Here is an 11,623-nt window from a genome sequence, read left to right as displayed (position 1 = left end):
TTGGGCGGATTTTTAGGACTGTTTAGTTAGGATTTTCAAAAGTCTTCGATATACAAGCCTATGAATCTTATCACAAACCTATTGTTTGGCATACTATTGCTTTCTTGTAATGGAAAAGCAATGGTATCGGCAAACACAAAAGAATCCTCTATTAAAACTAAGGGTACCATCCGTGAGATAGAGGTGAAAAATCAATTCCATGATCACAGCTTATGGAACTTGCTTTTAAAAAAGTATGTTGATGATCTGGGCAACGTAAGTTATGCCGGATTTAAAATGGACATTGCCCAAATGGATGCATATTTAGATCAGTTGGGACAAAACCCTCCCAAACCGGATTGGAGCAAGAATGAGAAGTTGGCCTACTACATCAACCTATACAATGCCGGAACGGTAAAATTGATAGTAGATAATTATCCCACCAAAAGCATTAAGGACATCCCAAATCGTTGGAAGAAAAAATGGATAATTGTTGGGGACGATATCACTTCTCTAAACGACATCGAACACAAAGTTTTACGTAAAATGGATGAACCCAGAATTCATTTTGCCATTAATTGCGCATCGTATTCTTGCCCTAAATTGCTTAATGTGGCCTTCACCCCCCAAAGTATGGAAAGATTGCTGTCGAAAACGGCAATCGATTTTGTGAATGACAAAACAAGAAATAGTTTTGAAGGGGGAAAGGCCAGTCTTTCAAAAATCTTTAAGTGGTACAAAGGTGATTTTACTAAAAAAACATCGCTACTGGAATACATAAATACTTATTTGCAAAACCCAGTGGGCAAGAGTACAAAAGTTGAATACTTGGATTATGATTGGAGCCTGAATGATACCAAATAACCCTAGCATAAGTATTGTTATTCCTGTACTCAACGAGGAAAAATTGATAGGTAAAATCCTTAAACATGTTGCCAGCACAAGTTCCAAGGACAATATCAAGGAAGTAATCTGTGTGGATGGCGGCAGTAGGGACAAAACCATTTTCATTGCGGAACAACTTGGTGCCAAAGTGATACGATCCAAAAAAGGGCGTGCCAGACAGATGAACTTGGGAGCAAAACATGCCTCTGGTGAAGTTTTGTATTTTTTACATGCCGATACATTTACCCCCTCTAATTTTGATCAACTGATTCTAAATGCCATTGGAGAAGGTCACGAATCAGGATGTTTTAGAATGCGATTTGACACCAAAAACCCAATACTTCGCTTGTTTGCCTGGCTATCTAGAATAAACCACACGCTTTGCAGAGGTGGTGACCAATCCCTTTTTATAAAGCGAAATTTGTTTCAAAAAACCAAAGGCTTTAATGAAGATTACATGATTTATGAAGACACCGAGTTTATTCAAAGGTTGTATAAACAAACAAAGTTTAAAGTTCTTCCAAATCATGTTATTACCTCAGCCAGAAAATACCGCGAAAAGGGTTGGATAAGGGTGCAATTCCATTTTGGAATGATCCATCTAAAAAACTACCTGGGCGCCGGTCCTAACGAACTGTACAGATACTACGCAAAAAAAATCCTTAATTAGTTCGGTCTGGTTTCAAAATCCGTCAAGATACCTTCAGAAATCCATTTTGCCAGAGCTTGGCGGTTATCAGGATCTAAGATTCTTCGTTGATCCTTTTTATTACGGATATTCCCAATTTCAATATATGTCATTGCAGGCAATGTGTTTTTTACCAAATAAAGACCACTCCTATCGGTAAAAGTACCGGTGTATTTCCTGTTGGGCTGAAACTTTCTGTATTTCTTTTCAAAAGTTCTGTGAATGTTTTCCGAAAGGCGTTTCCCATTTTTACTTTTATGGTGATGGTAAAAGAACACATCAATATTGGTTCCCTTACTTCTACCATCTACGTGGGTTACAATAAGTCTTTGATACTTACCCTTGTTTTTTAAATATAGCCCATTAACCGTTTTTACCCGCTGCTTTAACCTTTTTACTTGGTTTAAGGGAATTGTTTCATTTGGATAGACCACTTCATCGGTATCTAAATCCAAAATCCTTGCATCCCTGATACCATCATTTTCATCTCGTACAACAATATATACTTCCGCTCCGTGCGATAATAGTTCATGAGCCAAGCGTAGGGTTACATCATAGGCATATTCATCCTCTGCAATTATCTTTCCGTTAAAAATGTCATTGGCACCCGGGTCAGGCCCTCCGTGTCCAGAAATAAGGTAGTACACTGTATTTTTAAGTCGAGTACTTACAGATTCAACAGTTGAATAATTTTTGCCAAATATGGAATACTCAGCTTTTTCAACAACTTCAACTTTTACCTTTTCTTCAGAAATGGTGGGATATGGTATCTGGTAAATATTCCCAACATATAGTTGGTTGTTCTCCGCTAAAATTTCACTGTTCAATTCCACAAAATCCTGATAATGTTTTGCAGGATTAAGGTCATATCTTCTTAAAAGGGAATAGATTCCATCACCTTCCAACGCTTCCACTTTCTGAATGGAATCTTGGGCAATAATAAATGCAGTAGAACACAAAAAAAATAGGATAGAGCAGGTTATTGACAATCCATTTAAAAAAGATATTGCTATTTTATTCCTCGATTGTGATATCGGCATAATCCTTTAAAATACCATTTGTAAGCCAATTGGTAAAGGCTTTTTTATCTGAACGAACTGGAATATACTCATTAGCAGATTCTTTGGACCTGTTGCCAATAGTCAATAGACTTACAGCCGGAAGCGTATTTTTAGCCAAATATAGACTGTTTTTGTCTTCAAAAATCATTTTTATATCCTTGAAAGAACGTTTGGAGACGCTATGTTTCCTGAAAACATTCTGGATATTCTCTGCAAAACGCTGTCCCTTTTCACTTTTGTTATGGTGATACACCGCGACATCCATGCTCCCATTCTCAATTAACCCATTTGACCTTATCAGCAGTAATCTTTGATATTTTCCGGCATTTTGAAGATAGCGTTTATTGATAGCTTCAACATATAGTCCCATTCTTTCTGTTTTGGACCGCACCTTGCTTTCTTTTAGCAGTGCCCGGTCTGTATCTTCAAAGATGTAAACAGTTGCACCATGCTCCATAAGTTCTGAAGCAAGATCAGTGGTTACATCAGCCACAAATTTATTTCTACCTTCAACTTGATCTTCGGTAATCAGGTAATAAACGGCATTTTTAAGCGCTTTGCTTTTGAGCGACATTTCAGCAAGTTCTTCCTCAAAAATTGGATTTTCTGTTTCACCCTTTATTTGCACTTTGACCCCTGTTTTTTTAAAAGAATCCAAGGCATGGGGTATTTTGTATTCCCTGCCAATATGAAGCATGCTTCCATCTTTAATGTTTGCGGTATTTAAGGTTAGGAAATCCTCATAATATTTAACAGGGTCCAGGCCCTGTTTTCTTAATATGGAGAAAATTCCATCCCCTTTTTGAGCAATAACAGTATAGTAATCATCTTGTGCTAAAAGCATGCATGACATGCTGACCCACAACAAAAGTGCTGGCAGTAATTTCATAAGAATATTTCAATTGCTGGGGTGCACTACAAATATGGTGAAAATCCGATGAAGTGCAAAAATCATCGATGAAATACCTATAAAATAGTTAAAAATATTGCCCTATACCAAATACAACTCCTCTAGCCGCATCCTTGGTTATACCATGGCCATAATCTATCCTAAAAATGGCATTAAAAATCTTTTTATGAATGAACCGTAAACCTATTCCCGGGTAAACCCTTATGTTTTGATTGTCGCTAAAATCACTAAAATCGCCTCCAGGGTTACGCCATGAGCCACCATCTACAAAAACATTGCTTTGCAATACAAACCAATTTTTATCAACCAGTGTATGCCTGTACTCCGTATTCAGTACAATGGAACCTGTTCCTCTGTCAATGGTATTCCCCACTCCCCTAATATTAAGGTTATTGTCCACAGAGAAAGGTGCAAACGGGGTTTCCATGTTACTGGAAAGACCTAAACGCAGCCTATTGGCCCAATTCCCTTTTTGACCCACCCTCACATAATAGGTGAAATCGTTAAACCCAATTACAAATTCTGGAAGTTGCTGACTTGCGCTATGGACATATTGAAAATTAAGGGTGCTCTTGAAACCAGATAGGTATTGATAGTAATATTCAATCGAATCATAGTTGTAAATAAGTTTATACAGATATTTCTTCACATTCAATGCTTGTGGAACATTCGGGTCTGTGCTTCCAAAAAGATAGGTATAGTCCTCCGTGAAAAAATTCATTCCAAGCTCCAATCTGTGCTTGAAGTTGATTTCATAAAGCCCTAATACTTCAAAAGATTCGTTATTATATTTATAATCCGCCGTCCCATTCTCCAAAAAAACAGGCTCTTGGGTAATCAAATCTTGATAACTAATGGCCAATCCAAATTTATCGCTAAACAGATATGGGGCCCTTAAATGTGCACCAAATGAATTAAAGATATCCCGCTGGTAAAATCCGCCCAGTATGACATTGTTCCCAAAGGCGTTGAACTCCTGCAACCCAATCCTAAAGGCAAATTCATCATTGTTTGAGGTATATACATTGGCAAAAGGAATAAGTGTAAAATTCTCTTCAATACCGTAAAATACATTGTATCCATTTTCAACATTTGCAGGAAATACCTGAAAATAGGCATGTGATACCGAAGGAAGTCGCTTAAGTCGGTAGATATCTTCTGCTATCAGCGTAGAATCCAACTCCATTCCTGGTTTAAGCTTGGTAATCTTTTTAATGAAATTGGTTTTGGTGCGCTCGTTTCCTTGAATTTTAACATCCACCACCGTATACTGCCCATATCCGTGTGCCACAAATAGCCAAAGCAATAAGAGCAAACTATTTCTCATGATGGTTTTCCAATTTCATGCTTTAAATATAGACCAATCCTCTGTACAAAGTATCACGGAACTAACATTGTAATCAATTAACGCCTTATTCCACCATAAACCCCACTTCGGAAAAGAGATTTACCCAATTGTCCTCACTAACCGCCAATAATGAAAATTTATATGGATCATTCAGTGCTAAGGGTGGTGGTGCTTCGGTTGTAATATTCAAAACCACATTGTCCAGTTGATAATATTGGAACATTTTATCTAAGGTATAGGTTCCTGACAATAGATTATCATTTTCGTCAGAAACTACCTGAAAATAAATTGCCGAATCATCAAAAGCACCATCTTGCCATGAAAAAATGGGCATAGTGCCATTTTGATCTATAGTTACATTTTGGGGCAGATACTCCGTAGGTTTTGTGTTCTGTTTTAATCGAATGGGGTTGGACAAGTGTACTTTTCCTTCTTCCTCAAAGGTAACTATCACCCATTTTTCTTCAGTTGGTGAAACTTCATATTTTAAAAGATAGCCATTAAAAACATCCAACAACTCACCTTCTCCTTTGGTATAGCTGGAAAAATCCGCTTCATCTACAACTGTAGACTCCGTTTGATAAAACCCAATATTGGTTGCTCCATTTCTGGGGTACAAAAAAATACTGACAACACTGGGATCTTCATTGCTGGCGGCACAGGCAATCACATTGCCCAGAACGGTTTCCTTTCCCGCTAACATGTTGGCCAGAGTGTCCTTTATGACTTCTTCTTCATCTGTGCTACAGGAAGTCAAGAACAAAAAAGTCAAGAACAGAACCCGAATATTACTTTTAAAGACCATTGGTACGGTTAATCTTTAATCAGTAGTCGTTATAAAAATTTTGAATTACATTTTCGGCAGGTTTGTTTTGCGGAGTGAACCTATTATCGCTAGAACCTCCGGAATTATTGTGATGAATGAACCACTTCCAAACAAAACCTCCCGAAAACCAATCTTCTTTCCAAAATTCCTCAAAAACGGCCAATGTAGCATCTGCTTGGGCATCAAGGTTAACATCCATTTGATTTTGATCCACCAACCATGGTTTTTTGGCTGTATAATCCATACTCCTATAACCAAATTCAGTAAAAAGTATTGGCCTATCGTATTGCCCCGATAAGTTCTCCAATTTGGTTTTCCAGGGCTGCCATCCATCTTTCAGCTGTTCCATTGTGGGGTGACGTTCCGCTGACAGCGGAAAATACGCGTCCACACCCACATAATCCAATTTCGTCCAAAAGGGTACTCTGGTGTATTCATCCCAATTGGCTGCATAGGTAAGTTTTCCGTGATAGACATTGCGTACTTTGGAAATTAATTCTTGCCAAAACTGAGGTCTATTTTTCACAAATTCTTCCAACTCGGTGCCAATGCAGTAAATTTCAACTTTAGTTTCTTCGGCAAGCCTCGCATAGGTCAAAATAAAATTACTGTACGATTCTTCGAGCGTTTTCCAATCTTCTTCCGATTTCATTAGTAGATCGCCCGTAAACTCACCCCTCCATATCCATATTTGGGGCTTTAGCATAATCTTCACCCCATTCTTTTGTAAAAGCGCAATGTATTGCTTTGCGCCTCTCCTTGTTTCCCCATACCATTGCCTATCCGTATCAAAAACAATATTGGGCGCATTCAAATGCCTTGCAAAGCCAAATGGCATTACTGCAGCATAATTGGCCTTTACGTTCAAGATAGGGTCCACATGCTTTTGTGACACCTTTTCGCGGGATCCAACAAAACTTACTCCATTAATTTTTTCAGCATCTTGGCTAGCGCAAGAAAACTGAAGTAGACATAAACAAAGGAGCCCTAATCTTTTCATAGTTAAAAAATTAAGACTCCTAAAATAATATTTTATGTAATTGAACCTATAACACAGCTCGTAATCCTATGTTAAAAGTTTCACCAAGACCCGTATTCTCTCCTCTAACAAAGTTTGTATAAAGTATTTCTAAATTTAACTCATTGGTAATTTGATATTTGGCCCCGCCTCCAAGTGCAGTAAAGTTTTGTGTAAAATTGTTCCCTAAATCTAACCGTTGGTTATGTTGCGCCAAAACCAAAACTGTAAATTTAGAACTTGGAAAATAACTCAGAAACACTCCTGGAACAACATTAAGACTATTATTGGCAAAACTTTCTTCCTTATCCCCAAAATTCAATTCTGTATTTAGTTCAGTAAATAATTGCCATTTTTTACCTGGAAAAGTGTAGTCGTAAAAGAAACGATTTTGCCAGGTGAATCCTTTTTGATCCAAGAATACTCCTGTATCCTCATCATTTTCATTACTGACCAATGGAATGGATAAAGAACTTAAGATTGAAAAATTACCCACATTCTCGAAGGGAACAAATTTAATAGATGGTGCAATTGAAGTAAGCCCTGAAGTGTTGCGTCTTTCAAAACTTCCATCGTTCTGTAAAAAATCCCGACCATTTGCTCGATATTCTGCAATTACCCCTACATTAACCCTTCGTGTATCCGATACTCCCGTAAAAACCTCTAAAGTTGAAGTAAAGAAATTTTGTCGAATTCCCTTATCAGATTCAAAAGTACTGTCATCTTGGGTATATAGGTTATTGAACAGTTTAATATCCCACTGACCTTTTCCAATCAATTTGGAAGGTGTTAAATTTTGAATGTTACTTCCTCCTTGATCGTCCTGTGAAAATCCTATAAAAGAACACATAAGGATTCCCGCTAAAAAGATTTGGTATTTAATTTTCTTCATGATAGTTGTTTTTATTTTTTTATTTGGTTTCGTTTAAACTCCAGTCATAAGGATAGTAATTGACCTTTGCCTTGGAATCTATTTTTTCATTTCTATATAAGTTCACATAATCTACCAGAGTTTTTCCGTCTTGCGTAAAATCGCCCTTATACCATTCAAAGATTTGTGAAAGCCCTACTCTCTTACCTTTTATTCTGACAAAGTTTGGATTGTTCAGCGCCAATTCTGTTTGTTTTTGCAATTGAGCATCCAATGTGTTGGGCAAATATGCATTATTGATTATTGGTGGACATCCCAAACCAGCACACACCAAAACAAAATGGAACCTGGCTTCTTTTGGGAAATTTGCACGGAGCAACTTGTTCTCGATATCATTTAGGGTGATATTCTCCCCTCCTATATCATATGTTATCTTGTCAAAAAAGCCGCCTTTGTCCAATGGGGATTTTATGGGATAATTATCCACTATACCTTTTATAACAGACAAATTATATCCATTGATCCAAAATGCTTGGTAGGTTTTTGCATCGCTCTTGGAAACTGAAATGTTCTTGGCCAGGTCAAGCAATTCATTTAAGCTAACCGAATTGGCTTTTATTGCAACATAATCAACCCTTCCATTGCTGACATGGGTCTTAAAAAACGAATCTGCCTTATCAAAAAAAGTAGTTGCATCCTGGGCAAATCCAAACTGGAATGTAATCAAAAGTACAAATACGGTCAGTGTTTTTCTATAGCTCATCTTCTTGTAATTAGTATTTGGTAAAACTGCTGCTTCTGTCGAATGCATTTCCCATGCCATACAGCAATTTTAACATTTTATGATTAATTTAAGATTTTACAAATCAAACACTTAGACGTACGTATTTTGACAGAAAACCTTACTAAACTTCATAAATTTAAATTCTTTCTAAATTAAACACTTCTGTTAAGTTCCTATATTTAAAGACGACACATAGCACAACCAAAACAATCTCATGGAGAATATTGTTATTATTGGAAATGGAATCGCAGGAGTCTCTGCGGCAAGGCATATCCGAAAACTTTCAGACAAAAGAATCATCATAATTTCAGGGGAAACAGATTATTTTTTCTCAAGGACCGCCCTTATGTATGTCTATATGGGACATATGAAGTTTGAACATATTCAACCCTATGAAAATTGGTTCTGGGAAAAGAACAGGATAGAATTGGTGCGAGGTTATGTTACCCAGGTGAGTCCTGAAGAAAAACAATTGACCATTGACGGTTCCAGGGCTATCAATTATGATAAATTGATCATTGCCACTGGTTCCAAACCCAATAAATTTGGATGGCCCGGTCAAGATTTACACGGAGTGCAAGGATTGTATTCCAAGCAAGATCTGGATTTATTGGAAGTAAATGCCCCCAATAAGGAAGTGTGCAAAAGAGCTGTAATAGTTGGAGGCGGCCTAATTGGTATTGAATTGGCCGAAATGCTCCGAAGCCGGGATATTCCTGTTACATTTTTGGTTAGGGAAGATAGTTTTTGGAACGGTGTTCTTCCCAATGGCGAATCCCAAATGATCAATGAACATATTTTGGAACATCATATTGATTTACGCTTGGGCACCAACTTAAAGGAAATTGTTGCTGATGAAAATGGAAGGGTGAAATCTGTGATAATCGCGGAAACCGGAGAGGAACTTTCATGTGACATGGTCGGTCTTACCGCAGGGGTGACCCCAAACATTGATTTTTTGAAAGATTCAGGAATTGAATTGGGCCGTGGTGTAAAAGTCAATCGGTTTTTAGAGACCAATGTTGAAGACATCTATGCCATTGGGGATTGTGCCGAGCAGCATGAATCCATTGGCAACCGTAGGCCTATTGAAGCGGTATGGTATACAGGGCGAATGATGGGCGAAACAGTGGCCCAGACCATTTGTGGAAATAAAATAGAATACAAACCTGGACATTGGTTCAACTCTGCCAAATTTCTGGATATTGAATACCAAACCTATGGTTGGGTATTTTCTGAAAGAGGAAAAAAAGAATACGAGGAGCATTTTCACTGGAGACATCCTGAAGAAAAGCTGTGCATAACAGTGGCCTTCAATACCGATAATAAGCAATTTTTAGGCATCAACACATTTGGCATTCGAATGCGCCATGAAATTTTTAATAGATGGTTGACCGAGGAACGGGATGTTGATTATGTAATGGAACATTTGGCCGATGCCAATTTTGATCCTGAATTCTATAAAAATTACGAGTCAGAGATTGTTTCCAAATTCAATAGCGATTTTGGAAAATCCATCAAGGCCAAAAAGAAAAGCATAAAAAGAATATTTCAATTTAGTTGATAGTTGTTGGCTTATAGTTACCAAAATAGGATACTTCAAACCATCAACAAACAACCACAAACCATCAATATAAGAAAATGAGTACTTACGATAGAAGTATGGCCCTCACCGGGCAACCGCCAAAAATATTGAGCAGAAATCAAAAAATTGCCACCTTAATCGGCATGGCTGGATTGATGATCATACTCTTGGCCGCATTCAATGTAGATTTCCCAAATAAGGGCCTATGGCTTTCCATATCGCTATCCGCCATAACAGTTGGAACCGTTTGGTTTTCCTGGGAAGCCTATTCAAAGAAACTCCCCGGAATCAAAAACGATGGCGTTTGGTTCAAGTCCATCTCAAGCAAAGGGCTTTGGGGGTGGGTCGCAGGTATTGCCTTAACGGGGTTTTACATTATCCTTTACTTCTACCCTGAATATTTAGGTTTGGTAAAAGGAGGCGACAACAAAGGGGTTATTGCCCTATTTGACCCTCTGAGTAAAATGCTGAGTGGAAATCCTGCAAGTCAATGGTTTGTGTATGGAACATTATATACGGTAGCCATTTTGGCCTTCGGAATCAAATTCCTGTGGAAGTATCGCCATAACAGATACGAAAAAATCCGAACCATGAGTGTGATGTTCTTCCAAACTGCATTTGCTTTCATAATCCCGGAATTGATGGCGCGTTTGAACGGAGATAAAATTCTCAATGGAGGCAGTCTTCCCTACTACGATCTAAAGAATGTTTGGCCCTTAAACTATTACAATTTTGAAGGATATCGCATTAAAGCATTTTTAAGTTCGGGGGATATTGGTTTTGCGCTATTGATTTTTGGAATTCTCTCCGTTTTTGTAATCACCCCTATTTTAACATACAAGTTTGGTAAAAGATGGTACTGCTCTTGGGTATGCGGTTGTGGCGGATTGGCAGAAACTGCTGGGGATTCATTTAGACAATTAAGTGACAAAACGGTCAAAGCATGGAATGTAGAACGCTGGGTAGTACACAGCGTAGTGGTTTTTGTCACCTTAATGACCACCGCAGTAATTTACTCGTATTTAGGAACGGACACTAGCAAATATTGGCTCACCAAGAGTACATTTTTAATTGGGGTTGCTGTGTTACTTACTGCTGTTTTTGCATGGGTTATGTTATTTAAACGCCAACAACTCCAGAAGGATGCGCAATATGGAGCCATAGGTTACTTCGTAATCATTATGGCATTGATAGGAATTCATTTTTTTAGTGGTGACGGTAATGTCTTTTTATTTAAATCCGAAACCCTTCGCAAATCCTACTCTTTTTTAATAGGAAGTATTTTTTCAGGAGTTATCGGAACAGGTTTCTATCCCATTTTTGGAAATAGGGTCTGGTGTAGATTTGGCTGCCCTATGGCTGCCATGATGGGCTTTCAGCAACGTTTGTTCTCCAAATTTAGAATTACGACCAACGGTGGTCAGTGTATTTCATGCGGTAACTGTTCTACGTATTGCGAAATGGGGATAGACGTTCGCGCTTATGCCCAAAAAGGAGAAAATATCGTTCGCTCTAGCTGTGTAGGTTGTGGTATTTGCTCTGCTGTGTGCCCACGAGGGGTGCTGAAACTGGAAAATGGTCCGTTGGAAGGCAGAATAGACAGCAACCAAGTATTATTGGGGAACGATGTTGATTTAATGACCTTGGTGAACAAGAAATAATATGATC

At 38.1% G+C, this 11,623-nt stretch carries 11 protein-coding genes; 4 read left to right on the top strand and 7 right to left on the bottom strand.

From position 1 onward, the window contains the following. Positions 1-60 precede the first annotated feature (60 nt). Together ACOQO1_RS16500 and ACOQO1_RS16495 are read left to right on the top strand one after the other, a co-directional pair. Complete coding sequence (locus ACOQO1_RS16500; RefSeq protein WP_420603987.1) at positions 61-843, top strand: DUF547 domain-containing protein; 783 nt, start codon at positions 61-63, stop codon at positions 841-843. Then, positions 830-1,534: a TIGR04283 family arsenosugar biosynthesis glycosyltransferase gene (locus tag ACOQO1_RS16495; protein ID WP_420603986.1), complete on the top strand. Its 705-nt coding sequence runs from the start codon at positions 830-832 to the stop codon at positions 1,532-1,534. The genes ACOQO1_RS16500 and ACOQO1_RS16495 overlap by 14 nt, the downstream gene beginning before the upstream one ends. Here the strand turns inward: ACOQO1_RS16495 and ACOQO1_RS16490 are convergent. The 7 genes from ACOQO1_RS16490 to ACOQO1_RS16460 all read right to left on the bottom strand — a co-directional run bounded on the left by ACOQO1_RS16490 (position 1,531) and on the right by ACOQO1_RS16460 (position 8,349). Continuing rightward, positions 1,531-2,511, bottom strand: a complete 981-nt coding sequence (locus ACOQO1_RS16490) for an N-acetylmuramoyl-L-alanine amidase family protein (protein ID WP_420603985.1) — start codon at positions 2,509-2,511, stop codon at positions 1,531-1,533. The two genes, ACOQO1_RS16495 and ACOQO1_RS16490, sit on opposite strands and share 4 nt — an antisense overlap. A 55-nt stretch (positions 2,512-2,566) precedes the next feature. After that, positions 2,567-3,502 (bottom strand): hypothetical protein, encoded by a 936-nt coding sequence (locus ACOQO1_RS16485; protein ID WP_420603984.1) that lies wholly within the window; start codon positions 3,500-3,502, stop codon positions 2,567-2,569. An 88-nt stretch (positions 3,503-3,590) separates the two neighbouring features. After that, positions 3,591-4,850, bottom strand: a complete 1,260-nt coding sequence (locus ACOQO1_RS16480) for a POTRA domain-containing protein (protein ID WP_420603983.1) — start codon at positions 4,848-4,850, stop codon at positions 3,591-3,593. Positions 4,851-4,935: 85 nt separating this feature from the next. Continuing rightward, positions 4,936-5,676: a hypothetical protein gene (locus tag ACOQO1_RS16475; protein WP_420603982.1), complete on the bottom strand. Its 741-nt coding sequence runs from the start codon at positions 5,674-5,676 to the stop codon at positions 4,936-4,938. 19 nt (positions 5,677-5,695) lie between these two features. Next, entirely contained in the window at positions 5,696-6,697 is a 1,002-nt protein-coding gene (locus ACOQO1_RS16470; protein WP_420603981.1) for a glycoside hydrolase family 113, read from the bottom strand. A 46-nt stretch (positions 6,698-6,743) separates the two neighbouring features. Further along, positions 6,744-7,607, bottom strand: coding sequence for a hypothetical protein (locus tag ACOQO1_RS16465; RefSeq protein ID WP_420603980.1), 864 nt, complete (start codon positions 7,605-7,607; stop codon positions 6,744-6,746). 19 nt (positions 7,608-7,626) lie between these two features. Next, complete coding sequence (locus tag ACOQO1_RS16460; protein WP_420603979.1) at positions 7,627-8,349, bottom strand: DUF547 domain-containing protein; 723 nt, start codon at positions 8,347-8,349, stop codon at positions 7,627-7,629. 235 nt (positions 8,350-8,584) lie between these two features. Here ACOQO1_RS16460 and ACOQO1_RS16455 point away from each other — a divergent pair, with 235 nt between their 5' ends. Then, a complete protein-coding gene (locus tag ACOQO1_RS16455) occupies positions 8,585-9,934 on the top strand; it encodes an NAD(P)/FAD-dependent oxidoreductase (RefSeq protein WP_420603978.1) in 1,350 nt (449 codons plus the stop codon). Between the two features lie 77 nt (positions 9,935-10,011). After that, positions 10,012-11,616, top strand: coding sequence for a 4Fe-4S binding protein (locus ACOQO1_RS16450; RefSeq protein WP_420603977.1), 1,605 nt, complete (start codon positions 10,012-10,014; stop codon positions 11,614-11,616). The last annotated feature ends 7 nt before the right edge of the window (positions 11,617-11,623 follow it).

The organism is Flagellimonas sp., assembly GCF_965222555.1.
GTDB lineage: Bacteria > Bacteroidota > Bacteroidia > Flavobacteriales > Flavobacteriaceae > Flagellimonas.
The sequence above is the reverse complement of the archived record's forward strand: the minus strand, read 5'-3'. Positions and strand labels throughout refer to the sequence as shown.

Bases quoted from the DNA above. Each gene is read 5' to 3' on its own strand.
- ACOQO1_RS16500 (WP_420603987.1), top strand. From the start codon at position 61: ATGAATCTTATCACAAACCTATTGTTTGGCATACTATTGCTTTCTTGT.
- ACOQO1_RS16495 (WP_420603986.1), top strand. From the start codon at position 830: ATGATACCAAATAACCCTAGCATAAGTATTGTTATTCCTGTACTCAAC.
- ACOQO1_RS16485 (WP_420603984.1), bottom strand. From the start codon at position 3,502: ATGAAATTACTGCCAGCACTTTTGTTGTGGGTCAGCATGTCATGCATG.
- ACOQO1_RS16480 (WP_420603983.1), bottom strand. From the start codon at position 4,850: ATGAGAAATAGTTTGCTCTTATTGCTTTGGCTATTTGTGGCACACGGA.
- ACOQO1_RS16475 (WP_420603982.1), bottom strand. From the start codon at position 5,676: ATGGTCTTTAAAAGTAATATTCGGGTTCTGTTCTTGACTTTTTTGTTC.
- ACOQO1_RS16470 (WP_420603981.1), bottom strand. From the start codon at position 6,697: ATGAAAAGATTAGGGCTCCTTTGTTTATGTCTACTTCAGTTTTCTTGC.
- ACOQO1_RS16465 (WP_420603980.1), bottom strand. From the start codon at position 7,607: ATGAAGAAAATTAAATACCAAATCTTTTTAGCGGGAATCCTTATGTGT.
- ACOQO1_RS16460 (WP_420603979.1), bottom strand. From the start codon at position 8,349: ATGAGCTATAGAAAAACACTGACCGTATTTGTACTTTTGATTACATTC.
- ACOQO1_RS16455 (WP_420603978.1), top strand. From the start codon at position 8,585: ATGGAGAATATTGTTATTATTGGAAATGGAATCGCAGGAGTCTCTGCG.
- ACOQO1_RS16450 (WP_420603977.1), top strand. From the start codon at position 10,012: ATGAGTACTTACGATAGAAGTATGGCCCTCACCGGGCAACCGCCAAAA.